This window comes from Kosakonia sp. S57 (assembly GCF_016516575.1).
GTDB classification, from domain to species: domain Bacteria; phylum Pseudomonadota; class Gammaproteobacteria; order Enterobacterales; family Enterobacteriaceae; genus Kosakonia; species Kosakonia cowanii.
In genome coordinates, this window is sequence record NZ_JACVUL010000002.1 from 41,627 (window position 1) to 66,691 (window position 25,065).

The 25,065-nt window shown below is 57.8% G+C and carries 20 protein-coding genes and 2 pseudogenes; 9 read left to right on the forward strand and 13 right to left on the reverse strand.

The features are described 5' to 3' along the window. Nucleotides 1–23 precede the first annotated feature (23 nt). A pseudogene (locus tag IAE48_RS02055) lies at nt 24–1,173 on the reverse strand (YbfB/YjiJ family MFS transporter). 149 nt (nt 1,174–1,322) lie between these two features. On the opposite strand from IAE48_RS02055, the gene fghA reads away from it, so the two are divergent. Further along, nucleotides 1,323–2,159: an S-formylglutathione hydrolase gene (gene fghA, locus IAE48_RS02060; protein ID WP_200133319.1), complete on the forward strand. Its 837-nt coding sequence runs from the start codon at nt 1,323–1,325 to the stop codon at nt 2,157–2,159. 35 nt (nt 2,160–2,194) lie between these two features. On the opposite strand, the pseudogene cirA reads toward fghA, so the two are convergent. The 7 genes and pseudogenes from cirA to yieE form a co-directional block, all read right to left on the reverse strand. Next, a pseudogene (gene cirA / locus IAE48_RS02065) lies at nt 2,195–4,166 on the reverse strand (catecholate siderophore receptor CirA). Nucleotides 4,167–4,436: 270 nt separating this feature from the next. Beyond that, entirely contained in the window at nt 4,437–5,906 is a 1,470-nt protein-coding gene (locus IAE48_RS02070; protein ID WP_200133320.1) for an amino acid permease, read from the reverse strand. 156 nt (nt 5,907–6,062) lie between these two features. Further along, the gene (locus IAE48_RS02075; RefSeq protein WP_124967808.1) at nt 6,063–6,800 is read right to left on the reverse strand and encodes an amino acid ABC transporter ATP-binding protein; all 738 of its coding nucleotides are present in this window, start codon (nt 6,798–6,800) and stop codon (nt 6,063–6,065) included. Next, complete coding sequence (locus IAE48_RS02080; RefSeq protein ID WP_023479714.1) at nt 6,781–7,437, reverse strand: amino acid ABC transporter permease; 657 nt, start codon at nt 7,435–7,437, stop codon at nt 6,781–6,783. The genes IAE48_RS02075 and IAE48_RS02080 overlap by 20 nt, the downstream gene beginning before the upstream one ends. Beyond that, a complete protein-coding gene (locus tag IAE48_RS02085; RefSeq protein ID WP_200133321.1) occupies nt 7,437–8,102 on the reverse strand; it encodes an amino acid ABC transporter permease in 666 nt (221 codons plus the stop codon). The genes IAE48_RS02080 and IAE48_RS02085 overlap by 1 nt, the downstream gene beginning before the upstream one ends. A gap of 3 nt (nt 8,103–8,105) precedes the next feature. Next, entirely contained in the window at nt 8,106–8,891 is a 786-nt protein-coding gene (locus tag IAE48_RS02090) for a transporter substrate-binding domain-containing protein (protein WP_200133322.1), read from the reverse strand. A 154-nt stretch (nt 8,892–9,045) separates the two neighbouring features. Then, entirely contained in the window at nt 9,046–9,912 is an 867-nt protein-coding gene (gene yieE / locus IAE48_RS02095) for a DNA-binding transcriptional regulator YeiE (protein WP_200133323.1), read from the reverse strand. 102 nt (nt 9,913–10,014) lie between these two features. On the opposite strand from yieE, the gene IAE48_RS02100 reads away from it, so the two are divergent. After that, the gene (locus IAE48_RS02100; protein WP_200133324.1) at nt 10,015–11,064 is read left to right on the forward strand and encodes a YeiH family putative sulfate export transporter; all 1,050 of its coding nucleotides are present in this window, start codon (nt 10,015–10,017) and stop codon (nt 11,062–11,064) included. A gap of 72 nt (nt 11,065–11,136) precedes the next feature. Next, nucleotides 11,137–11,997: a deoxyribonuclease IV gene (gene nfo, locus IAE48_RS02105; protein ID WP_094421072.1), complete on the forward strand. Its 861-nt coding sequence runs from the start codon at nt 11,137–11,139 to the stop codon at nt 11,995–11,997. Nucleotides 11,998–12,533: 536 nt separating this feature from the next. Here the strand turns inward: nfo and fruA are convergent. The 4 genes from fruA to IAE48_RS02125 all read right to left on the reverse strand — a co-directional run bounded on the left by fruA (nt 12,534) and on the right by IAE48_RS02125 (nt 16,828). Beyond that, a complete protein-coding gene (gene fruA, locus IAE48_RS02110) occupies nt 12,534–14,228 on the reverse strand; it encodes a PTS fructose transporter subunit IIBC (protein ID WP_200133325.1) in 1,695 nt (564 codons plus the stop codon). Between the two features lie 16 nt (nt 14,229–14,244). Then, on the reverse strand, nt 14,245–15,183 hold the full coding sequence (gene fruK / locus IAE48_RS02115) for a 1-phosphofructokinase (protein ID WP_023479738.1): 939 nt from the start codon (nt 15,181–15,183) through the stop codon (nt 14,245–14,247). Continuing rightward, on the reverse strand, nt 15,184–16,314 hold the full coding sequence (gene fruB / locus IAE48_RS02120) for a fused PTS fructose transporter subunit IIA/HPr protein (RefSeq protein WP_200133326.1): 1,131 nt from the start codon (nt 16,312–16,314) through the stop codon (nt 15,184–15,186). It abuts the gene before it with no gap. A gap of 259 nt (nt 16,315–16,573) precedes the next feature. Continuing rightward, nucleotides 16,574–16,828 (reverse strand): YkgJ family cysteine cluster protein, encoded by a 255-nt coding sequence (locus tag IAE48_RS02125; protein ID WP_042715737.1) that lies wholly within the window; start codon nt 16,826–16,828, stop codon nt 16,574–16,576. 167 nt (nt 16,829–16,995) lie between these two features. Between IAE48_RS02125 and yeiP the strand changes: the two genes are divergently transcribed. Further along, complete coding sequence (gene yeiP, locus IAE48_RS02130; protein WP_023479652.1) at nt 16,996–17,568, forward strand: elongation factor P-like protein YeiP; 573 nt, start codon at nt 16,996–16,998, stop codon at nt 17,566–17,568. Nucleotides 17,569–17,637: 69 nt separating this feature from the next. Here yeiP and uxuA read toward each other — a convergent pair whose 3' ends face one another. Beyond that, nucleotides 17,638–18,828 carry a mannonate dehydratase gene (gene uxuA, locus IAE48_RS02135; RefSeq protein WP_200133327.1) on the reverse strand — a complete coding sequence of 397 codons (1,191 nt, stop codon included), beginning with the start codon at nt 18,826–18,828 and terminating at the stop codon, nt 17,638–17,640. Between the two features lie 205 nt (nt 18,829–19,033). Here uxuA and IAE48_RS02140 point away from each other — a divergent pair, with 205 nt between their 5' ends. The 5 genes from IAE48_RS02140 to IAE48_RS02160 all read left to right on the forward strand — a co-directional run bounded on the left by IAE48_RS02140 (nt 19,034) and on the right by IAE48_RS02160 (nt 25,049). After that, nucleotides 19,034–20,500, forward strand: a complete 1,467-nt coding sequence (locus IAE48_RS02140) for a mannitol dehydrogenase family protein (RefSeq protein WP_200133328.1) — start codon at nt 19,034–19,036, stop codon at nt 20,498–20,500. Nucleotides 20,501–20,614: 114 nt separating this feature from the next. Beyond that, entirely contained in the window at nt 20,615–21,592 is a 978-nt protein-coding gene (locus IAE48_RS02145) for a GTP-binding protein (RefSeq protein ID WP_200133329.1), read from the forward strand. 43 nt (nt 21,593–21,635) lie between these two features. After that, a complete protein-coding gene (locus tag IAE48_RS02150) occupies nt 21,636–22,337 on the forward strand; it encodes a phosphatase PAP2 family protein (RefSeq protein ID WP_094421081.1) in 702 nt (233 codons plus the stop codon). 422 nt (nt 22,338–22,759) lie between these two features. Then, nucleotides 22,760–23,323 carry a bifunctional murein DD-endopeptidase/murein LD-carboxypeptidase gene (gene mepS / locus IAE48_RS02155; RefSeq protein ID WP_023479708.1) on the forward strand — a complete coding sequence of 188 codons (564 nt, stop codon included), beginning with the start codon at nt 22,760–22,762 and terminating at the stop codon, nt 23,321–23,323. A 169-nt stretch (nt 23,324–23,492) separates the two neighbouring features. After that, entirely contained in the window at nt 23,493–25,049 is a 1,557-nt protein-coding gene (locus IAE48_RS02160; RefSeq protein WP_200133330.1) for a cyclic di-GMP phosphodiesterase, read from the forward strand. Nucleotides 25,050–25,065: the final 16 nt, after the last annotated feature.

A 25,065-nucleotide genomic window follows, 5' to 3' on the forward strand; every position in this document is an offset into this window, starting at 1 on the left:
ATAATCCAGCCCGCCGGGGATAATTATTGAAATTGCCGCTGCCTTTCAGGCGCGACGTTTCCACACCAGAACACCGCCAATCACCAGCGCAACCGCCGCGATACCGAGCGCCGGCTCAAGGCGTCCGGTAAGCCAGGTCGAGAGCGCGGAGGTCATCGGGCCGACCAGTTGCCCGACGGCATAGCCGGTGGTGAGCAGCCCCGCCATATAACGCGCGTGATAGGGTGCCAGCTCGCGACCATAGAGCAGTGAAAGCTGCACCGCACAGAGAAAACCGCCGCCGACCAGCACCGCGCCGCACACCAGACCGCTCAACCCCGGCAGAAGCCAGGCCGCCAGCACGCCGGCGCCCTGCAACCAGAGGACTATCGCCAGCCGCTGATGGCTCTGCCCGCAGTGGCGCAGCAGAATACTAAGGCCAATGCCGATCACCGCCGCGAGGCCAAAAACCGGCCAGACAAACTGGGCAAACAGGCTGCCGGGAAAGCGCAGCGCCGCCATCTGCGACAAAAAGGTGGCGGGCAGAATATAGCCAAACCCGGCCAGGCTATAGCTCCAGACCAGCCGTTTCAGATCGGTGGTCAGGTGCAGAGGCTGCGTCTTCGCCTCCGGGCGGTGCCACTCACCGGGCTTCGGCAAGTAGCGGGCAATCAGCGCCACCAGCAGCAGCGCCAGCACGCCATACACTTGCCAGGCTGACGCAGCGCTTAAGCCTTTGGCCTGAATCGCTACCGCCAGCAACCCGCTTAACGCGATGCCCGCGCCCGGCCCGGCAAACACCGCCGCGCTGAGGCCCGGCTTTCCGGCATGGGCCAGCCGCTCATTGGTCCAGGCGGCAATCAATACCATTCCCCAGCCGCTCATCGCGCCGATAATCAGCCGAATTGCGCCATGCAGCAGCGCGTTGTCTGCCAGCGCAGAGAGGAAAGTGAGCAGCACCGCGCCGCCAATGCCAAGCCACAGGCGCACTTCGATATGCCGCTTCGCGCGCATCGCATCCCAGGCACCGAGCAGATAACCCAGGTAGTTAATGGCTGCCACCAGCCCGGCGCTGGTGAGGGTGAGCTGGCCGTCGCGGATCATCAACGGCACCTGCGGCGTAAAGGCAAAGCGGCCAATACCCATCACCACCACCAGCACGATAAAACCGCACAGCGCGACGCGTAGCGCCATCCCAGCCCCCAAATGTTAATGTAAAGTTATGTTTATAATGCAGTATGTTGCGCAAGTGCGGAAGTGAAAGTTACTCACAGCGGCGTGAATTATCTGTATTATGCAGGGTTATCACTCTGTTTATCTCTGTGAAACCTGAGGAGCCCCGCATGGAATTGCTCGAAGAGCACCGCTGTTTTGAAGGCTGGCAGCAGCGCTGGCGTCACGACTCCAGCGTCCTGAACTGCGCCATGACGTTCAGCATCTTTTTACCGCCGCAGCGTAGCGATGCGCGCCCGCCGGTGCTTTACTGGCTCTCCGGCCTGACCTGCAATGATGAGAATTTCACCACCAAAGCCGGGGCGCAGCGCGTCGCCTCTGAGCTGGGCATTGTGCTGGTGATGCCGGACACCAGCCCGCGCGGCGATGAGGTGGCTGACGCCGACAGCTACGATCTGGGTAAAGGGGCCGGCTTCTATCTCAACGCCACGCAGCAGCCGTGGGCCGCGCACTACCGAATGTTTGATTATCTGCGCGACGAACTCCCGGCCCTTATCCAGAGCGAGTTTAACGTCAGCACCCAGGCGGCAATCAGCGGTCACTCAATGGGCGGCCACGGCGCGCTGATAATGGCGCTGAAAAACCCGGGCCGTTACACCAGCGTCTCGGCCTTTGCGCCGATTGTGAACCCGTTACAGGTGCCGTGGGGGCAGAAAGCCTTTACTGCCTATTTAGGTGAGGATGCCAGCCAGTGGCGCGAGTGGGACAGCTGTGCGCTGATGCTGGAAAGCGGCGAAGGTGACGCCATTCCGACCCTTATCGATCAGGGGGACAGCGATCAGTTCCTCGCCGATCAGCTCCAGCCAGCGCGGCTGGCAGAAGTGGCGCGGCAGAAAAGCTGGCCGCTGACCCTGCGCATTCAGCCGGGGTACGATCACAGCTACTTCTTTATCGCCTCGTTTATTGAAGATCATCTGCGCTTCCATGCGCAGCACCTCTTCCGCTAAGTATTTCCCCGGCGTTTTCGCGCCGGGATCTCTCATCAGAAGCGGTAATCAATCGCCGCAAAGTAGCGACGTCCATCTTCGTTAAAGCTGTAGTCATCCCGGCTAAGATCTTTATCGCCGAGGTTAAGCACGCCCGCGCGCAGTTTGACGTTTTTCGTCGCCTGCCACGCACCGCCCGCATTCCAGATAACATATCCGCCCGGCGTTGCGCCCTGTGAAACCGAGCGTTTCTCGCCGCTGTAGTTCGCCGAGACATAGAACGACCACGCGTCGTTAGCCTGCCAGTCCAGCGTACCGTTAGCGGTGTGGAACGGCAGATCCTGCAACGGCTTATTGCCGCCGCCGCTCAGATTGCGCCCGTCGTTATAGGTGTAATTCAGCGTTAGTTTCCACGCCTCATCGAACGGGATTTTCACCTCCATCTCGACGCCCTGAATCCGCGCTTTATCAACGTTGTAGTAGCGGAACACCGGTACCCGCGCCCCACGAGCGTTACGCTCAAAGCCGACAAAGTTCGGATAGCCCGGCGCTTCGGTCAGGCTGGCAGTACGGCTGATATTGATCATATCCTCAATATTGTTCTGGAAGGCAGTAACGCTCCCCTGCACGCCCTCCAGCCAGCCCTCTTCGCCGCTGTAGTAAAGCCCCAGTTCGAAGCTTTCGCTGGTTTCCGGTTTTAGCTCCGGGCTGCCGACAATCCGGCAACTGCCGCGACAGGAGTTGCTCGCCCAGTCGGGGCTTAGCTGCAACAGCGACGGCGCTTTAAAGGCCGTTGCCCAGCCCCCTTTCACCGTGATGGTATCGGTAGCACTCCACACCAGGTAGGCGCGTGGGCTCCAGTGATCGCCATAGGTTTCATGGTCATCCATGCGCAGGCCGGTGGTCAGCGCCAGCGGTTCAATAATCCGCCACTCATCTTCAATAAACAGCGCGTACTGGCTGGAGGAGGTTTTACTGCTGTTACCGCCGGTCAGGTTAATGGGATCGCTGAGTTTGTCATGACGCCATTCACCACCCAGCGTCACTAATTGATTGATCTCACCGAGCGGCAGCACCACTTTGCCATCCACGGTATTACTTTCTGAACGGATGGCGCTGGCGTTGCCGGGGTTTTTGTTATCGATCTTCTCGCCATAGAAGCGCAGCTCGCTATTGGCGCTGCCCCAGCGCCCGTTGTGCGCCAGCGAGTAGTTCTGGCGATCGAGGCGGTTTTTATTCAGTGAATCAGAGTTGCGATCCTGGCGGTCATAACCGTAACCAGCGGTAAAGTCGTGATCTTTGGTTGGCGTCCAGGCCAGTTCAACATTGCCATCGCGGCTGGTAAAGCCCTCGATGCGCGGCGACTCACCGCTGGCGGCGGTTTGCGAGGCCTGCTGCCGATCTTTTTCGCGCTTCGCCACGCCGCCAAAGGCCTTCAGCCCGAGCACGCCGTCAATCAGTGGCCCGCTGGTGTAGAACTGGCCATTTTGCGTATCGCCGCGATCGCGGTGCGCCTGAATGGTGGTATCCGCGGTGATTGAGCCGCTCCAGCGCTGGCCGATTTTTTTGGTGATGATATTCACCACGCCGCCGAGGGCGTCGGAGCCATATAGCGACGACATCGGGCCACGCACCACTTCAATGCGCTCAATCGCTTCTACCGGGATCCAGTTGAGGTCAAAATCGTTGTGGCGGAAGACGGCATTGCGCGAGTTGACGCGCTTGCCATCAATCAGGATCAGGGTGTAGCTGCTGTTCAGCCCGCGCAGGCTGACACCTTTGCGGTTATCCCCTCTGCACGCCGGGCACCTCTTTCAGCACATCTTTCAGGTTTTGCACCGGCCTGCGCTGTAAATCCTGCTGCGTGATGACACTGATGCTGGCGGGCGCATCTTTCAGGTTCTGCTCGCTGGCCGAAGCGGTCACCACCAGCGTTTCACCCTCCCCTGCGGCGGCCATCACCGGTAGCGCCAGCGTTAACGCGGACGCACAGAGGCCTCCCCGCATAATGGGATTCAAGGTAAACATTCCGTAACTCCATGAGGTCTGAAAAAGATTGAAAAATTTGCTCACGTATTGCAAAACCGCGCACCGTTACATTGACGGCAGCGTTATAGATTGTGGAAACATCAGGCGCATGAATCCCGCCGGGTTCCTTTTTTTTTCAGACGCTTACCTTAGTGCAAACGAGAATGATTATCAATTTCACAAACTTAAAGTTATGTAAAGGAGGGCGGGTAAATGGGAGGAGAAAGTGATAAAAAAACGCCCTCTGGGCAGAGGGCGTGAAAGAGGTCGTTATTTGGTAAAGCGTTCCGGGAACTCCATCTCGCTGTAGCGCACAAAGCGCGTCCCTTTGCTGAACTTGTAGCCCAGCCAGATCACCAGGAAGAGCGGAATGCCGATATAGGTCGCCGTCACTGCGCCCCAGTCGATAGCGTCTTCGAGGAAGGCCTGGTAGTTCTGCCCAAGGGTAATAATCAGGCAGAGCACAAAGGCGAAGATCGGACCAATCGGGAAGAATCCGGAGCGGTACGGCAGGTTATCCAGCGAATGGCCCTGCGCAACATAACCGCGGCGGAAACGGTAGTGGCTGATGGCAATGCCCAGCCAGGCGATAAAGCCCGTCATGCCGGAGGTGTTAAGCAGCCACAGGTAAACGGTCTGGTTGCCAAACATCGAGGTCAGGAAGCAGAGACCGGCAATCACCGTGGTGGCATACAGCGCATTGCGCGGCACGCCGCCTTTCGACAGTTTGGCGAAGATGCGCGGCGCTTTGCCATCGCAGGCCAGCGTGTAGAGCATACGGGTGGAGGCATACATCCCCGAGTTGCCTGCCGAGAGTACCGCCGTCAGGATCACCGCATTCATCACCGCCGCCGCTGAGAGCAGACCGGCGTGTTCAAACACCAGCGTGAACGGGCTGACGCTGATATCTTTCACGTCGTTACGCAGCAGGCTTGGATCGGTATAGGGAATGATCAGGCTGATAATCAAAATCGCGAAGACGTAGAAGAGCAGGATTCGCCAGAAGACCTGACGCACCGCGCGCGGAATGTTCTTCTCCGGATCTTCGGATTCACCAGCCGCGATACCGATAAGCTCGGTGCCCTGGAAGGAGAAGCCAACAATCATCGCCACGCCAATCATCGCCGAGAAACCGCCGGCAAACGGCGCGTCGCCGATGCTCCAGTTACTCCAGCCCGCCGGTTTTTCCCCCTGGAAAATGCCGACAATCATCATCACGCCGACGATGATAAAGATGATCACCGTGGTCACTTTGATCAGCGAAAACCAGTATTCCGCCTCGCCAAAACCTTTCACCGAGATGTAGTTAAGCAGGAAGATGACGACCAGGAAGAGCGCGCTCCAGATCCAGCCCGGCGTATCCGGGAACCACCAGGTCATCACCAGCTGGGAAGCCACCAGGTCAACGGCGATGGTTACCGCCCAGTTGTACCAGTAGTTCCAGCCGAGGGCGAAGCCGAAGCCCTCTTCGACATATTTCTGCCCGTAGGTCGAAAAGGAGCCGGAAACCGGCATAAAGGCGGCAAGTTCGCCAAGGCTGGTCATCAGGAAATAGACCATCAGGCCAATCAGCATATAGGAGAGCAGCGCGCCGCCCGGCCCCGCTGAGGAGATGGTCGCCCCGGAGGCGACGAAAAGACCGGTCCCGATGGAGCCGCCAATTGCGATCATCGTCAGATGACGCGCTTTCAGTGCACGACGAAGCGTGGTCGCTTCTGTGGTTTTTGTTTCGGAAACCATAAGAAAAAGCTATCCATCCAAAAAATGAGGCGCGATTGTAGCAGACGAAACGCGGCCCTTCCGGTGGAAAAGGTCTCTTATTAGAGACCTTCATAATTGGCCGCGAATTATAAGTAAAGCAGTGAATGGAGGATGTTGCGAGGCGAAAACGCGCGGTCAGGCGAGACCGCGTACCGAAGCGATAAACTGCTGTAACTCAGGCGTGCGCGGCTGGCTGAAGAAGGTTTTACTTGCCCCCTGCTCCCACACTTTGCCCTGATGCATGAACACCACCCGATCGCCCACTTCGCGGGCGAAATTCATCTCATGGGTGACCAGAATCAGCGTCATCCCTTCTGCGGCAAGCTTTTCGAGCACCCGCAGCACTTCGCCGACCAGTTCGGGATCGAGCGCGGAGGTGATCTCATCGCAGAGCAACACTTTCGGCTTCATCGCCAGCGCGCGGGCAATGGCAACGCGCTGCTGCTGACCGCCGGAGAGGCTCGACGGCGCGTAATCGATGCGATCGCCAAGCCCGACTTTCTCCAGCATCTCCACCGCCAGCTCGCGGCAGGCTTCAGCCGGCATTTTCAGCACCCGGCGCGGTGCCAGCATCACATTTTCCAGCGCCGTCATGTGGGGAAAGAGGTTGAAGCTCTGAAACACCATCCCGACGGATCGGCTAATCTCCCGCGCCTGCGATTCACGGTCGGTCACCGTCATACCGCCGAGTTTGATGCTGCCATCTTGGTAGCCCTCAAGCCCGTTCATGCAGCGCAACAGCGTGCTTTTGCCCGAGCCGCTGCGCCCGATAATCGACACCACTTCGCCCATCTCAATATCCAGGCTTACGCCCTTCAGCACATGGTTGTCGCCATAATATTTCTGAACATCATTAATGGTGATGAGCGGCATGGAACTTTTTCTCCAGATAGCGGCTGTAGCGCGACAGCGGATAACACAGCAGGAAGTAGCCCGCGGCGACGAGGCCGAAGACCTTAAATGGCGCAAAGGTGACGTTATTCAGCATGGTGCCCGCCTTGGTCAGCTCGACAAAACCGATAATTGACGCCAGCGCCGTGCCCTTCACCACCTGCACGGAAAACCCCACCGTCGGCGCAATGGCAATGCGGATCGCCTGCGGGGCGATAACGCGAAACAGCGTCTGACCAAAGCTCAGCCCGAGACAGCGGCTGGCTTCCCACTGCCCTTTCGGCAGGGCGCGAATCGATCCGTACCAGATATCGAGCAGAAAGGCGCTGGTGAACAGCGTTAAAGCAAGCGTGGCGGCAGTCCAGGCGCTGACATCAATACCGAACAGCCCGAGGCCAAAAAAGGCGAGGAACAGCTGCATCAGCAGCGGCGTGCCCTGAAACAGCGCGGCATAGGCGCTGACAAAACGCTGCGGCCAGCGCCAGCGGCCAAGCCGTACCATCAGCAGCGGCAGGGTGACCAGCGTGCCGCAGAAAAAGGCAATCAGCGAGAGCAGCACCGTCCAGCGGGCGGCCAGCAGCAGGTTGCGCACAATATCCCAGTCGGTAAAAGTACTCATCATGCTCTGCTCCCTAACCATTTGCGCCCAATCGCCAGCAGCGCCTGGCGCATCAGCAACGAGAGCGCGAGGTAAATCAGCGTGGTGACGAAATAGACTTCAAAACTTAAGAAGGTGCGCGACTGAATAAGGTTCGCCATAAACGTCAGCTCCTCATAAGAGACCTGCGAAACTACCGACGAACCGAGCATTACCATCACGCACTGGCTGACCAGCGCCGGGTAGATCCGCGCCAGTGCGGGCGGCAACACCACGCGCAGGAAGGTCTGAACCTTTGTCATGCCAAGTACGCGCGCCGCTTCCCACTGCCCTTTTGGCGTCACCTGAATGCCCGCGCGGATAATCTCCGTGCTGTAGGCGCCAAGGTTAATCAGCATGGCGATCAGCGCCGCCTGCCCGGCGGTGAGCTTCAGCCCCAGCCCCGGCAAACCAAAAACAATAAAGAAGAGCTGCACGACAAACGGCGTATTGCGGATCACCTCAACATAGATCCCCCACAGCGTGCGCAGCACGCCCGGTTTGCCGCTGCGCAGCGCCGCGCCGAGGATGCCAAGCGCGACGCCACCTACCGTTGCCAGCAGCGTCAGGGTGATGGTTGTCCACAATCCGGCCAGCAGTTCCGGCCAGAAGGGCCAGAGCGCGGCGAAATCAAGCGTCACCGTCATCGCTTATGCACCAAAGTTCGCGGGCAGCGGCGCCCGCATCCACTTCTGCGAGAAGTTGTTCAGCGTGCCCTCTTTCTGCGCCTGATCGACCAGCTTATCGACCTCGGCCTTCAGCGCCGGCTGGTTTTTCATCAAGCCGATAAAACAGGGAGAGTCCTTGAGCATAAATTTGCTCACCGGCGCGTGTTGCGGGTTCTGGCGGGCAATGGCCGCCACTACCACGTTGCCCGTGGCAAGGAAGGCAACCTGGCCGGAGAGATAGGCCGAGAGCGTGGTGTTGTTATCTTCATAACGCTTCACCTGGGCATCTTTTGGCGCGATATCACTCAGCACCATATCCTCCACCGCGCCGCGCGTGACGCCGATGGTTTTGCCGCTCAGGGCTTTCGCATCGGCAAGGGTTGCGTCTTTCGGACCAAAGACGCCGAGGAAGAACGGCGCATAGGCACGGCTAAAATCGATTACCCGCTCGCGCTCGGCGTTTTTACCGAGGCTTGAGATCACCAGGTCAACTTTATTGGTTTGCAGGTAGGGCACGCGGTTTGCGCTGGTGACCGGCACCAGTTGCAGCTTCACCTTCATCCCTTTCGCCAGATAGGTGGCCATGTCGATATCGTAGCCCTGCGGCTGCAAATCGGTGCCTACTGAGCCAAACGGCGGGAAATCCTGCGGGACGGCCACGCGCAGCACGCCGCGCTGTTGAATATCCTGCAACTGATCCGCCAGCGCCTGGGCGGAATAGATCATCATTACTGCTGCACTGGCCGTCGCCATCATCCACTTTTTCATCTCAACACCTCATCGCCCATGAAACAAAAGATTCTTTGAATCACTTTTTGCAACTAATGTGCCAACGAAGCCAGTGCCTGATTCAGCGGGAGTGCAGGGAAACGTGAGGAGGCCTGCACCCCTAAAACGGTGCAGGTGCCTGCTGATGGTGCAATCAGATATCGCAGTAGCGGATAAAGCGGGTCAACGCGCTGGAGAGATGTTTCTGGCGGTGATGAATGCGCCACAGGGTGCGCACCAGGCGAGGTAACGGCAGCGGGACTTCCATCAGCGTGCCGGTTTCCAGCTGTTCGGCAATCACCCGGCGCGACAGGCAGCTGATGCCCAGCCCGTGGCGTACCGCATGCTTGATCGCTTCGGAATTGCCAAGCTCCATGCCTAGCTGAAACTGCGGCAGGTGTGAGAGCAGTAGATAGTCGACGATTTCGCGGGTACCGGAGCCGCGTTCGCGCAGTATCCACGGTGCAGCGGCAAGGGCTTCCAGCGTCACCTCACGTTGCAACAACGCCGACGAGGGCGGCGCAAACACCACCAGTTCATCCTCCAGCCAGGGTTCAGCAATGATCTCCGCCGCATGGCACGGCCCTTCGATAAGCCCGATATCAACACGAAAATCGGCCACGGCGGTGATCACATCCTGGCTATTGCCGACGCTTAACTCCAGCGGCAGCTCGGGAAAATCACGCCGGTAATGGGCGATCACCTCCGGCAGAATGTAGTTACCGATGGTGCTGCTGGCGAAGACGCGGATGGCACCGTTGGCCTCGCGAAACAGCTGTTCGATTTCGCTTGCCTGCTCCAGCGCCGCCAGCGCGCGCGGGTAGAGCAGCCGCCCGTGCTCATTGACCACCAGCCGTTTGCCGACGCGATCAAACAATTGCACGCCAAGCTGCCCCTCCAGATCCGTCAGCGCGGCGCTCACCGCTGATTGCGACAGCGCCAGACGCTGGGAGGCCTGGGTGGTGGAGCCGCTTTTCAGCACTTCCGCGAACACTTCAAGCTGGCGCAGGGTTATGTGCATAGGGAGTCACTTACCACTTATAAAGATTAATTATAAATATATAATCAATTTTACCTTTAAGCCAGCGCGCCGTACCCTTTTCAGCAACAAGAGGAGAAGGCTATGACCGACATCACATTACACTCTCATCACTCTCGCGTCTGGCGCGTTATGCCCGGCCTGCTGCTGAGCGGCGCGATTACCGCAGCCGCGCTGTGGCTGGGTTCCCTGCCCGCCGTTGCTGGCCTTGGCCTGAGCGCGTTAACGCTGGCGATCCTGCTCGGTATGGTGCTGGGCAATACGCTCTACCCGGCGCTGCATCGCCACTGCGACAGCGGCGTGCTGTTTGCCAAACAGCACCTGCTCCGGCTCGGCATTATTCTTTATGGCTTTCGTTTGACCTTTTCCCAGATTGCTGACGTCGGCGTCAGCGGCGTGCTGATCGATGTGCTGACCCTCTCCAGCACCTTTATGCTGGCCTGTTTTCTTGGGCAAAAAGTTTTCGGGCTGGATAAAAAAACCAGCTGGCTGATTGGCGCGGGTAGCAGTATCTGCGGTGCGGCGGCGGTGCTGGCAACGGAGCCGGTAGTAAAAGCGGAGGCGAGCAAAGTGACCGTTGCCATCGCCACGGTAGTGATTTTCGGCACGCTGGCGATCTTTATCTATCCGGCGCTATGGCCGCTGCTTGCGCCGTGGTTCAGCCCACAAACCTATGGCATCTGGATTGGATCGACGGTGCATGAAGTGGCGCAAGTGGTCGCCGCCGGTCACGCCGTCAGCCCGGAGGCAGAGAATGCGGCGGTGATTGCCAAAATGCTGCGCGTGATGATGCTGGCTCCCTTTTTACTGCTGCTGGCTGCGCGGGTGAAACAGCTCAGTCCGCAAGAGGGTAACGAGAAGAGTAAGGTGACGATCCCGTGGTTTGCCTTAGGCTTTGTGGCGGTGGCGGTATTTAACTCCTTTCACCTGTTGCCGCCCGCAGCGGTGAATACGCTTAACACGCTGGATACGCTGCTGCTGGCAATGGCCATGGCGGCGCTGGGCGTGACTACTCATATCAGTGCACTGAAAAACGCCGGGGCGAAACCACTGGTGATGGGGCTGCTGCTCTTTATCTGGCTGATTGTCGGCGGTGGCGCTATCAATCTGCTGGTTCACACGGTGATGGCATAAAGCACTACATCTCTGCCCTGCAGACCCGCTATGATGTCGGTTTTCCCCCGGCGGGTCTTTACAGGAGTGTTTATGAAATACATTGGTGCGCATGTTAGCGCCTCAGGCGGCGTCGCAAATGCGGCCATCCGCGCCGCCGAGCTGGACGCAACGGCGTTCGCGCTGTTTACCAAAAATCAGCGTCAATGGCGCGCCGCGCCGTTAACCACGGAAACGATTGATGCGTTCAAAGCCGCGTGCGAAGCGCACAACTACTCCCCGGCGCAAATCCTGCCCCACGACAGCTACCTGATTAACCTCGGTCATCCGGTTGATGAGGCGCTGGAGAAATCCCGCGAGGCGTTTATTGATGAGCTTTCCCGCTGTCAGCAACTTGGGCTGACGCTGCTCAATTTCCACCCCGGCAGCCACCTGCAGCAGATCCCGGAAGAGAAGTGCCTCGCGCGCATTGCCGAATCCATCAACATTGCGCTGGCGCAGACCGAAGGCGTCACCGCAGTGATTGAGAACACCGCCGGTCAGGGCAGCAACCTCGGCTTCCGGTTTGAGCATTTGGCGGCGATCATCGAGGGCGTGGAGGATAAATCCCGCGTCGGCGTCTGTATTGATACCTGTCACGCGTTTGCCGCCGGTTACGATCTGCGCAGCGAAGAGGCAACCGCCGCCACCTTTGCCGAGTTTGACCGCGTGGTGGGCTTTAAATACCTGCGCGGGATGCACCTGAATGATGCGAAAAGCGGCTTTGCCAGCCGGGTTGACCGCCATCACAGCCTCGGTGAAGGCAATATCGGCCACGATGCGTTTCGCTGGATTATGCGCGACACGCGCTTCGACGGCATTCCGCTGATCCTCGAGACCGTTAACCCGGATATCTGGGTGGAAGAGATAGCGTGGTTGAAAGCGCAGCAGTACGCGGAAACCACCGCCGGATAATCCCCTGCGAACCGTAGGCCGGATAAGGCGTTCGCCGCCATCCGGCAATGGCGCAATGCCTGATGGCGCTACGCTTATCAGGCCTACAACACCAAACCATTCCTACCCGTAGGCCGGATAAGGCGTTCGCCGCCATTCGGCAATGCCGTAACGCCTGATGGCGCTACGCTTATCAGGTCTACAACACCAAACCATATCCACCTGTAGGCCGGATAAGGCGTTCGCCGCCATCCGGCAATGGCGTGATGCCTGATGGCGCTGCGCTTATCAGGCCTACAACACCAAACCATCTCCACCTGTAGGCCGGATAAGGCATTCGCCGCCATCCGGCAAGGGCGCAATGCCTGATGGCGCTACGCTTATCAGGCCTACAAAAGCAAAATCCTCTGCAAACCGTAGGCCGGATAAGGCGCTAGCCGCCATCCGGCAAGGGCGTGATGCCTGATGGCGCTGCGCTTATCAGGCCTACAAAAGCAAATCTGCCCTTTTGCGGGCATAAAAAAGGCCGCTTAGCGGCCTTTTTCTGTTTTTACGGCTCAGGCAACTTTCGCGGCCATCTCCGTTTCCGGACGTTTCAGCAGGGCATAAAGCAGGCCCGACAGCAGCGTACCGGCAACGATCGCCAGCAGGTAACCGAGCACCGGGGTGATAGCACCCGGGATCAGCAGCACGAACAGACCACCGTGCGGTGCCATCAGTTTGGCGCCAATCGCCATCGAAATGGCACCCGTCAGCGCGCCACCGGCGATACAGCACGGAATAACACGCATCGGATCGCGCGCCGCAAACGGAATCGCGCCTTCAGAGATAAAACACAGACCCAGCACCAGCGCCGCTTTACCCCCTTCACGCTGACCTTTGTCGAACTTGTTGCGTGCAACCAGCGTCGCCAGACCCATCGCCAGCGGAGGCACCATACCGGCCGCCATAATCGCCGCCATCGGCGCGTAGGTTTGCGTACTCAGCAGCCCGACACCAAAGGCGTAGGCCGCTTTGTTCACCGGACCGCCCATATCGGTACACATCATGCCACCGAGGATTGCGCCCAGCAGAACGGCGTTCGCCGTGCCCATGGTTTGCAGCCATGAGGTGAGACCCGCGAGGATTTTCGCTACCGGCGTACCGATAAGGTAGATCATCGCCAGGCCAACAATCAGGCTGGAGAAGAGCGGAATAATCAGAATCGGTTTCAACGCTTCCATACTTGGCGGCAGCTTAAAGCCTTTGCTGATCGCTTTCGCGATGTAACCGGCAAGGAAACCGGCAATGATACCGCCGATAAAGCCAGACCCGGTGCTCACCGCCAGCATACCGCCGATCAGACCCGGCGTCAGACCCGGACGGTCAGCAATCGAGAAGGCGATAAAGCCCGCCAGTACCGGCACCATCAGCGCAAACGCCGTACCGCCGCCGATCTTCATCAGCGCCGCCGCCAGCGTGCCCTCTTCTTTAAACGCGGTAATACCAAAGGCGAAGGAGAGTGCGATCAGCAGACCGCCCGCCACCACCATCGGCAGCATGTAAGAGACGCCGGTCAGCAGGTGACGATAGGCGCCCGCGCTCTCTTTTTTACCTTCTGAAGATTCAGACTGCCCTTTGCTGGATGGCTGGTACGGCTTCGCTTCCGCTACCGCTTTATCCAGCTCCTGCGCCGTTTTCTTCAGTGCCAGCCCCGTCGAGGTGCGGTACATCGGTTTGCCGGCAAACTTCGCCAGGTCCACTTCGATATCCGCCGCGACGATAACCAGATCCGCCTGCGCCACCTCTTCCGGGGTGATGGCATTGCCTGCGCCCACGGAGCCACGCGTTTCAACTTTCACCCACCAGCCGCGTTTTTTCGCTTCGGTTTCAATAGCTTCTGCCGCCATAAAGGTGTGCGCGACGCCGGTCGGACAGGCGGTCACGGCCACGATACGTTTCGGCCCAGCGGCCGGAGCCGCCGCCGCAGGTGCAGCAGCCGGAGCGCTGTAAGGCGCGGCGTGGTTCTTCGCTTCGCTCAGGAACAGCTCCGGGTGCGCGACCGCGCGATTGATATCGCCCAGCCAGACTTTCTTCCCGCTCAGCGCCGCGTCGTTCGGCAGCTGGCTACCCAGCACGATCGCCAGTTCCGCGTCGCCAGGGTTATCAACAAATTGCAGATTCGCTTTTTGCGCCGCCGCGCCCAGCAGGGTTTTTGCCATATAGGCACGGGCCTGTCCGAGTTCAGCGTCGATGATCAGCAGCGTTTTCATTATGCCTCTCCTGCTGTTAGTTAAAGGGTTTTAAGTCAACGCGCGCCATCATCGCGGCTAACTGGGTACGATCGGTAATCCCTACGTTACTCTGACTGACCGCCAGTGCAGCGACAGCGGTGGCCAGGCGTAAAGTGTGCTCACTGGACTCACGCATCAGCAGGCCGTAAATCAGGCCGCCAACCATCGAATCCCCTGCGCCAACGGTGCTTACCACTTCCATTGACGGCGGTTTGGCGATCCATTCACCCGAAGCGTTGACCCACAGCGCCCCTTCTGCGCCCAGCGAAATCACCACGTGGGCGATCCCCTGCTCGCGAAGCGCGTGAGCGGCTTCAATAACGTCCTGCAATTCCGGCAGTTTACGACCGGCCCAAATCTCCAGCTCGCGGCGGTTAGGTTTCACTAACCACGGTGCGGCTTTCAGCCCGGCAACCAGCGCGTCACGGCTGCTGTCGAAAATGATGCACGGGCACTGGCTGCGCAGGCGCGTCATCCAGTCGGTAAAGGCTTCCGGGCTGACGCCGGACGGCAGGCTGCCGCTGACGCAGACCATATCAAACTGGCCAAGCCAGGTGAGCGAGTCGGCGACGAAACGCTCCCAGTCGGCCGGGGTGACTTCGAAACCGGAGAAGTTAAAGTCGGTCACTTCACCATCTTTCTCGGTCAGCTTAACGTTGATGCGCGTACGCCCCTGCACCACCTGGAAACGGTTGGCAATGCCCAGCTCGCTGAACAGTTGCTGAAAACCGTCCTGGTTATCTTTACCGAGGAAACCGCCTACGGTGACGTCGATGCCCAGATCTTTCAGCACTTTGGCGACGTTGATCCCTTTACCGGCGGCGTGCAGCCCGGTGGTGCGCACCAGGTTGACTTCGCCACGCTCAACTTCCGGGGTGAAACCCACCAGATCGTAGGCCGGGTTTAATGTAATTGTTGCGACTCTTCTGCTCATTTACGCTCCCTCTCCCAGGCCCGCGGCGATGGCGTCGCCAATCGCTTTCAGCGCCTGTTCAGCATCTTCGCCCTGTGCGGTAAAGCGCAGGCGGTGTCCTTTCTTCACTCCCAGCGCAACCACTTTCATCAGGCTGCGGCCATTTGCCGGTTTGCCTGAACCATCGAGGTTGGTGACGGTAATTTCGCTATTGAACTGTTTAATGGTGTTGACCAGCATGGTGCCCGGACGGGCATGCAGGCCGTGCTCGTTACGAATAACAAACTCTTCGCTGAGCAGATCGTCCGCAACCGCGTCATCACTGGTCAGCAGCGCCAGCAGCGTGGCGGCGTCGGCATTCAGCAGACGGTCAGCTTTATTCGCCAGCAGCAGATCGCTCAGGCGCTTCAGCACGGCAACGGGTTGCTCATCGGCCATCGCGACGCTCACCAGCACGGCGGCGTTTTCGCCTTCCACGTCAAACGGCGTGGCGGCACGGCTGACGGCCACTGCGCTCAGCAGGTTGCCCTCGGCGCTGTCGTTCAGCCAGATGCCCTGGCCGAGGTTCAGCGGCTGTTCGTTAATAGCACGGGTGACGTAGACGTTGTCTACCGCGCCCGCCTCTTTCAGACGCGCGGCGTTCAGCGCCTGCAGCGTCATCAGCGAGCTGGCGTTGACGTCCAGCGACAGGGTTTCGTTATCCAGCTTCAGCGCGCTGCTCTGCTTTTCGCCCATCAGCAACGCACGCAGCTCTTCAGCGGTGGTCGCGGATTGCAGCTGCGCGGCGACAGCATCATCGCTCAGCACGTGCGTTAGCTGACGCAGCAGGCCGAGGTGTTCATCAGAGCTGGCGGCGATACCGATAGCAACGTAAGCCACCTGCCCTTCGCTCCACAGAATACCCTGCGGGAACTGGAACACTTTGACGCCGGTTTTCAGCACCTGGTCGCGCGTGTCGGTGGTGCCGTGCGGAATGGCGATGCCGTTGCCAAGAAAGGTGGAGGTTTGCTGCTCGCGTGCGAGCATGCCATTGACGTAGCCTTCAGCCACGTTGCCGGCTTCGGTCAGTGCCGCCGCGATCTGGCGGATGGCCTCTTCTTTATTACCGGCCTGCTGGCCTGGATGGATGTCCTGAACGGATAACTGGAACATGTGACTCGTCTCCCGCTGAAATTGAATCGTTTCAGCTTACATAAGAAAGGTTACGTCACCGCCGTGGTTCAGAGACAATGCGATGACGCTGAAACGTTTCAAGGAGTCTTGACCTTTTTTGCTCAACGATCAAGAAATCTCTCATTTGGCATTTAAGAATTTTGAGGCACTGCACATTTTACAGTCCGTTAAGGGAAATTTGCTGACGCGGATTTGGCCGTCAGCTTATCGCCTTCAGCCTGTTCAGCTTTGAAAGGTATTACGGCGCGGTTTGCTGTTCGAGATCGAGGAGGTAGATCATCGCCTGTTCGCGCGTTGAACCGCACATCTCCAGGCCGGGCTGCAGGCCGGCGCACACTGTTGGCCGAAGTGGCGAACCAAAAAGCTTGCAGCGCTGATGTTCATCAAGCTGAACGCAGGGCGTGTTGGCCGGTTTACCGTTGGGCATGCCGGGGATCGGGCTGGTAATGGACGGGGCGGTACAGCAGGCTCCGCAGTCCGGGCGGCAGTGCATAGCGGCTCTCTTATTAGCGTCGACGCGCTGAAATAGCGCGCTGCGAGGCACGCTATCATCTTTTGCCCATCCAACGCAAAACTCAGCAATTCCCCTTGCCTGAAAAGGCCCTCGCGAGTAGTTTGTCGCGATATTTTGGTGAATTTCTTTTTTACAGGAACCTGGCAATGCCAAGAGCGAACGAAATCAAAAAAGGTATGGTGCTGAACTACAACGGCAAGCTGCTGATTGTAAAAGACATTGATATTCAGTCACCGAGCGCCCGTGGCGCAGCAACGCTGTATAAAATGCGCTTTGCTGATGTCCGCACCGGCCTGAAAGTTGAAGAGCGTTTTAAAGGCGACGACATTGTTGATACCGTCTCCCTGAACCGCCGTTTCGTTGACTTCTCCTATGTAGACGGCAACGAATACGTCTTCATGGATAAAGAAGATTACACGCCCTATACCTTTACCAAAGATCAGATTGAAGATGAGCTGCTGTTTATTCCGGAAGGTGGCATGCCGGATATGCAGGTGCTGCTGTGGGATGGCCAGCTGCTGGCGCTTGAGCTGCCGCAGACCGTAGATCTCGAAATCGTTGAAACCGCACCGGGCATTAAAGGCGCATCTGCCAGCTCCCGTACCAAGCCTGCCACGCTGAACACTGGCCTGGTGGTACAGGTGCCGGAGTACCTGACCACCGGCGAGAAGATCCGCATTCATATCGAAGAGCGCCGCTATATGGGCCGCGCTGATTAAATAGAAAAGCCTCCGCATGGAGGCTTTTTTTTCGCCCGCGAAAGCGAGCAGAGCGTTTACCTGGGGCTATTACAGCAGGTCGCGGAACAGCGTCTTCTTCAGCGCCAGCTCAACGCCGCGCACTTCAGCCATCCCTTTCAGCCTGCCAATCGCCGAGTAACCAGGGTTGGTTTTCTTGTGCAGATCGTCAAGCATCTGGTGACCATGATCCGGGCGGAACGGGATCGGGCGCAGATCGCCTGCTTTCTTACGGCGCTGCTCTTCGCTAAGGATTGCCGCCACCACCGACACCATATCGACATCACCCTGCAGGTGCGCCGCTTCGTGGAAGGTTTTCGGGTTCTCTTCGCGGCAGGTGGCACGCAGGTGAGTAAAGTGAATGCGATCGCCGAAGGTCTCGATCATCCGCACCAGATCGTTATCCGCCCGCACGCCGTAGGAGCCGGTGCACATGGTAAAGCCGTTGTTGATGCTGTCCACCGCTTCTTTCAGCCACTGCATATCTTCGATGGTGGAGACAATGCGCGGCAGGCCGAGGATCGGGCGCGGCGGATCGTCCGGGTGAACCGCCAGACGCACGCCCACTTCCTGCGCCACCGGCACAATGGCGCGCAGGAAACAGGCCATATTTTCGCGCAGCTGTGCTTTGTCGATACCGTCATACTCCGCCAGACGCGCGCGGAACTGATCCAGCGTATAGCCCTCTTCCGCCCCCGGCAGACCAGCGATGATATTGCGCGTCAGCTTTTCCACTTCCGCATCACTCATCGCATTGAAATAGGCCTGCGCCTGGCGCTGCTCCTCGTCACTGTAATCGGCCTGCGCCCCTTCGCGTTTAAGGATATGCAGCTCAAACGCGGCAAAGGCTATCTGGTCGAAGCGCAGCGCGCGCGAGCCATCCGGCAGCTGGTATTCCAGGTCGGTGCGCGTCCAGTCAAGGATCGGCATAAAGTTGTAGCAGACGGTATCAATCCCACAGCTGGCGAGGTTACGAATGCTCTGCTGATAGTTGGCAATCCATTTGTCGCAGTCGCCGGAGTGGGTTTTGATCTCTTCATGTACCGGGATACTTTCGACAACGGACCAGTAAAGCCCCTTTTCAGCCAGCAGGGCCTGGCGGGCTTTGATCTCTTCCACCGGCCACACCTGGCCGTTCGGAATGTGGTGCAGAGCGGTGACCACGCCGGTCGCGCCTGCCTGACGAACATCATCAAGAGAAACCGGATCGTTCGGTCCATACCAACGCCAGGTTTGTTCCATCGTCTTCCCCTCAAAAAAGTTGTTATACCAATACAGCGTGAAAAATGACGACTACCATACATGCTTATGGATAGCGGTCAAATCCTGCCACAGCAATGATTGATCCAGCTCACATTCCCCGGATATTTAAGGCATACCAATTCTTTTTGCTGTCATATAACTTTACACTGCTATTGTTAATTATTGGTTAATCAGGTGTATAGAGATGAAAACAATTGCCTCCGCCACGCTGCCCGCTTCGGTGCAACAGCCTCAGTACGATCGCAGCCAGCTCCGTTCGCGCATCGTCCACTTCGGTTTTGGTGCCTTTCACCGCGCCCATCAGGCGTTATTAACCGACCGGGTGCTGAATGCGCAAGGCGGCGACTGGGGCATTTGCGAAATCAGCCTGTTTAGCGGCGATGTTTTAATGTCGCAGCTGCGCGAGCAGGAACATCTTTATACGGTGCTGGAGAAAGGCGCGGACGGAAATCAGCCGATTATTATTGGCGCGGTGAACGAGTGCCTGAATGCCAAACTCGACACGCTGGCGGCGATTATTGAGAAGTTCTGCGAGCCGCAGGTGGCGATTGTCTCCCTGACCATCACCGAAAAGGGTTACTGCATTGATCCGGCCAGCGGTGAACTTGATCTTATCCAGCCGCGTATTGAGCACGATCTGAAATACCCGCACGAGCCGCACTCTGCGCCGGGCATTCTGGTAGAAGCCCTGCACCGCCGCCGCGAACGCGGGCTGCCGCCCTTCACCGTGCTCTCCTGCGACAACATTCCTGACAACGGCCACGTGGTGAAAAACGCCGTGCTCGGCATGGCGCAGACCCGCTCGCCGGAGCTGGCGCAGTGGATAGCGGAGCATGTCAGCTTCCCGGCCACCATGGTCGATCGCATCGTTCCGGCGGCGACCGACGAGTCGCTGGCGGAGATTGCCGATGTGCTGGGCGTTTTCGATCCCTGCGCCATCAGCTGCGAGCCGTTTATTCAGTGGGTAATCGAAGATAACTTTGTCGCCGGGCGTCCGGCGTGGGAAACCGCGGGCGTGCAGTTAGTGGACGATGTGCAGCCGTGGGAGCAGATGAAGCTGCGCATGCTTAACGGCAGCCACTCCTTCCTCGCCTATTTAGGTTATCTCGCCGGGTTTGCCCATATTAATGAGTGTATGCAGGACGCGGCCTTCCGTACGGCGGCGCGCCAGCTGATGCTTAATGAGCAGGCACCGACGCTGCGCATCAAAGGCGTTGATCTTAATGCCTATGCCGACAGCCTGCTTGAGCGCTTTGCTAACCCGGCGCTGAAACACCGCACCTGGCAGATTGCGATGGATGGTAGCCAGAAGCTGCCGCAGCGCCTGCTGGACGGGATCCGTATTCATCTTCAGCGCCAGAGCGATTGGCCGCTGCTGGCACTTGGCGTCGCGGGCTGGATGCGCTATGTCAGCGGCGTCGATGATGCGGGCGAGACCATTGATATTCGCGATCCGCTGGCGGATAAAATCCGTGCCATCGTTGAGACCAGCAGCAGCGACGAGCGCGTCACTGCGCTGCTGACCCTGAAAGAGATCTTCGGTAACGATCTGCCGCATAACCCGGTGTTTGTCGATGCCATCAGCCAGGCCTGGCGCGCTATTGATACCCTCGGCGCACACGGCGCGGTGCAGCAGGCGGTCAACCCTTAACATTTTTTGCCCTCAACGCGGACGGATAGTGCGATGCGCCGTCCGCGCTCTTCTCTTTTCCCCTTTTTTTCGCCAGGATTGTCCGCTTGTGCTTTTTGATGACGCGGAGTTCCTGTGACGAAGACCAATCTGATTACCGGCTTTCTCGGAAGCGGCAAAACCACCTCCATTCTGCATTTGCTGGCCCATAAAGATCCGCAGGAGAAGTGGGCGGTGCTGGTGAATGAGTTTGGCGAGGTCGGCATTGATGGCGCCCTGCTCAGCGACAGCGGCGCGCTGCTTAAAGAGATCCCAGGCGGCTGCATGTGCTGCGTCAACGGCCTGCCGATGCAGGTCGGCCTCAATACCCTGCTGCGTCAGGGCAAACCCGATCGCCTGCTGATTGAACCGACCGGGCTGGGCCACCCGAAGCAGATCCTCGATATGCTTACCGCCCCGGTCTATGAGCCGTGGATCGATCTGCGCGCCACGCTCTGCCTGCTCGACCCGCGCCAGCTGCTGGATGAGAAAGCGCTGAACAATGAGAACTTCCGCGACCAGTTAGCGGCAGCGGATATTATCGTTGCGAATAAAGAGGATCGCGCCAGCGCCGAGAGCCAGCAGGCATTTGACGCATGGTGGGCTGAGTTTGGCGGCGATCGCCTGCGGGTGAACGCCACGCAGGGGGCGATTGACGGCAGCCTGCTCGACCAACCGCGCCGTAATCTGCGCGCCCTGCCCGCCAGCGCCGCGCACGATCACGCGCACGGTGAGAAAAAGGGGCTGGCGGCACTGAGTTTACCGGCGCATCAGCGCTGGCGTCGCAATTTGAATAGTGGCCAGGGGCACCATGCCTGCGGCTGGATTTTCGATGCCGATACGGTTTTCGACACTATTGGTCTGCTGGAGTGGGCGCGGCTTGCACCGGTGTCGCGGGTAAAAGGGGTAATGCGTATTCCCGAAGGGTTGCTGCGCGTAAACCGCCAGGGTCAGGATTTGCATATTGAGACGCAAAACGTTGCGCCACCCGATAGCCGGATAGAGTTAATCACCGACAGCGAGGCTGACTGGAACACGCTTCAATCAGCGCTGTTGAAGCTTCGTTTAAGTTAGCCAGACTACCGTGGCGTCCCTTAAACCTAAAAGAGCCTGCAAAATGAAAACCCGACTGCCTCTCATCGTGCTGCTGAATGCTGCTGGCCTCGCGCTGTTTTTCTCCTGGTATCTGCCAGTGAATCATGGTTTCTGGTTCCCGCTCGATTCAGCGATTTTCCACTTTTTCAACCATGGCCTCGCCGAGAATCGCGCCTACTTATGGTTTGTGGCCCTAACCAACAACCGCGCGTTTGATGCCTGTTCGCTGGTGGCGATGGGCTGTCTGATGCTCTCTTTCTGGCTGCCGGCAGATCCGGCCGGGCGTCGGCGTGTGGTGATGATTGGCCTGACCATGCTGCTGCTGGCGCTGGTGATCAACCAGCTTGCGCAGCATATGATGCCGGTGAAGCGCGCCAGCCCGTCGATCTCCTTTACCGACACTTATCGGGTGAGCGATCTGCTCAACTTCCCGACCAAAGATGCCTCGAAAGATAGCTTCCCGGGCGACCACGGAATGATGCTGCTGATTTTTGCCTCGGTGATGCTGCGTTATTTCGGTAAAAAAGCATTCGCCATCGGGATACTTATATTTGTCATATTTGCTTTCCCCCGGGTAATGATTGGCGCGCACTGGTTTACAGATATTGCCGTCGGTTCACTCTCTGCGGTGTTGATTGGCCTGCCCTGGTGTCTGATGACGCCACTGAGCGATAAGATCGTGGCGTTATTTGATCGCTATTTGCCCGGGAAACACAAAATTTAAACACTTGAATAACATTTAGCGCCGCCGGGAAGAGGCGATCATTAGCGTCCTTAATGTAAATTCCCGGCGGATGCCTGATTGTGTCACTTTTTAGCCAACTCAATCGCCTTTAAAAAGAGCATTTTGCCCGCTATTTCTCTTTATTCGTCCATTTATTGACCAAACGCATAAATTCACTTTCTGTATCACAATTTCTTATAAAAAAGTGATGAAAAGCACTCGCCTTGCATTAGATGTTCAGGTAACCTCGGTCCGTCTTGTCGCAAAGAGTGCTCTTTTACTCTCTGCGCGGTAATTTGTGCGTCTCGCCACAAATTCTGGCTCGAGTATTTGTCTTGAAACATTCAGATAATTAATCTCGCTGCGTTTAGCATTTTTCATAACGATATTATCGTTAAGGACTTCAAGGGAAAATAAGCAACATGGTCAAGTCTCAGCCGATCTTGAGATATATCGTGCGGGCGATACCCGCGATCGCAGTAGCGGTTCTGCTTTCAGCTTGTTCAACAAATACCGCCAAGAATATGCATCCTGAGACGCATGCTGTGCCCGAAGATAGCTCTTCACTGCAAGCCTCTCAGGATGAATTTGAAAACCTGGTACGTAATCTGGATGTTAAAAACCGGCTTATGGATCAGTATGCAAGTTGGAAAGGCGTTCGCTACCGTCTCGGCGGCGACACCAAGAAAGGCATCGACTGTTCTGGCTTTGTGCAGCGCACCTTCCGCGAACAGTTTGGTTTAGAGCTGCCGCGTTCCACATGGGAACAGCAGGAAACCGGTAAGTCTATTTCGCGCACCAGTCTGCGCACCGGCGATCTGGTTCTCTTCCGCGCAGGCTCTACCGGACGTCATGTCGGCATTTATATTGGTAATAACCAATTCGTTCATGCCTCCACCAGCAGTGGTGTGATGATTTCCAACCTTGATGAACCATACTGGAAGAAGCGCTATAACGAAGCGCGACGCATCCTGACACGCAGCTAATCGCTTTATGCCAGTTACCCTTGGCTGGCGTAAAGTTATAAAAAACACTGCTTCGGCGGTGTTTTTTTGTGCCTGCAATATGCTATACGAAACTTTCCGGGTTTTATTTCGCTTATATTCCCTGCTTTACAGGCGAAATATGATGAACCGCTAACATAGGCTCAGCATCATGCTTACCCGTAACGTCACCGTTAATCGACGCGTTGTGCTCATCAGCCTGCTGACCGGCGCGCTCGTCGCCCTGCTGGTCGGCGGTATTCAGTTCTGGCTGGAGCAGCAAAAGCGTGAAGCCCGCTACGATACCCTGCTGAGCAGCATTCAGGCTTCTTATGCCAGTTACTTCAGCACTATCCGCACCGCAGCAGAATCGCTGCACCCGCTCACGCTCAACAGCTGCGAAGAGGCTGCCAGCGAGCTCACCTCGAAAGCCGCCTTCAGCCAGAATGTGCGCGCCTTTCTGTTGGTAAAAGATCAGCACGCCTACTGTTCGTCGGCCACCGGCGATATGGATGAGCCGATGAAACGGCTGATTCCAGGTATCGATATTAATAAAACCACCGATATGGTGATTTTACCCGGTACGCCGATGATGCCGACGCAGCCGGTGATTGCGCTCTGGTTTCGCAGCCCGCTGCTGGATAACCGCGGCGTGCTCGCGACGCTCAATATCAACCTCGCGCCCTATATGCTTTACACCACGCAGATGCCCGATCTTAACGGCCTTGCGCTCGGTATCGGCGATCGCGCGCTGACCACCTTCGCAGGCAGACCACTGCTGTTAAGTGCCCTGCATCAAACGCCCTACCTGAGCGCGCAGGTTGAAGGCTCGCCGGTCAGGCTCTATCTCTACGCCGATAAATGGCGAGTGGAAGATCTGCAGTTCGCGCTGCTGCTGGGTGCCACTGTCGGTATGCTTGCCGGTCTGCTGAGCGCTGCCATGCTCGCGATCCATCTGCGCCCCGGCCGGGAGATCCTCACGGCGATTAAGCGCGACCAGTTTTATGTGGTCTATCAGCCGGTGGTCAGCGGTGCAGAGTTAAAAGTGACCGGTTTTGAAGTATTAATGCGCTGGAAGCACCCAACCGCCGGCGAAATTCCGCCCGATGCCTTTATTCATTTTGCCGAAGCGCAGCAGTTAATTGTGCCGCTGACCCTGCATCTGTTTAAGCTTATCGCCCGCGATGCGCCGGTTTTAAAAACGCTGCTGCCGGAAGGGGTGAAAATGGGCGTCAATATTGCGCCCGGTCATCTGCATTCGCCGAGCTTTAAAGAAGATATGCAGCAGTTTGCTCTCTCGCTTCCCCCTCACTACTTCAGCGTGGTGCTGGAGATCACCGAGCGCGATATGCTCAACCATGATGAGGTCAATAAGATCTTCCAGTGGCTGCATGATGAAGGGTTTGAGATCGCCATTGATGATTTCGGTACCGGTCATAGCGCGCTGATCTACCTTGAGCGCTTCACCCTCGACTTCCTGAAGATCGATCGCGGTTTTGTTAACGCCATCGGCACGGAGACCGTCACCTCCCCGGTGCTTGACGCCGTGCTGACGCTGGCGAAACGGCTCAATATGCGTACCGTGGCGGAAGGGGTGGAGACGCCGGAGCAGGTGCGCTGGCTGCGCGATCGCGGCGTGCACTATCTGCAGGGCTACTTTTTCAGCCGCCCGATGACGCTGCAGCAGTTTATCGACTGGCGACCGCCGACATTTACTGCCCGGCTGTAGGCGGAAAGAGTTCACA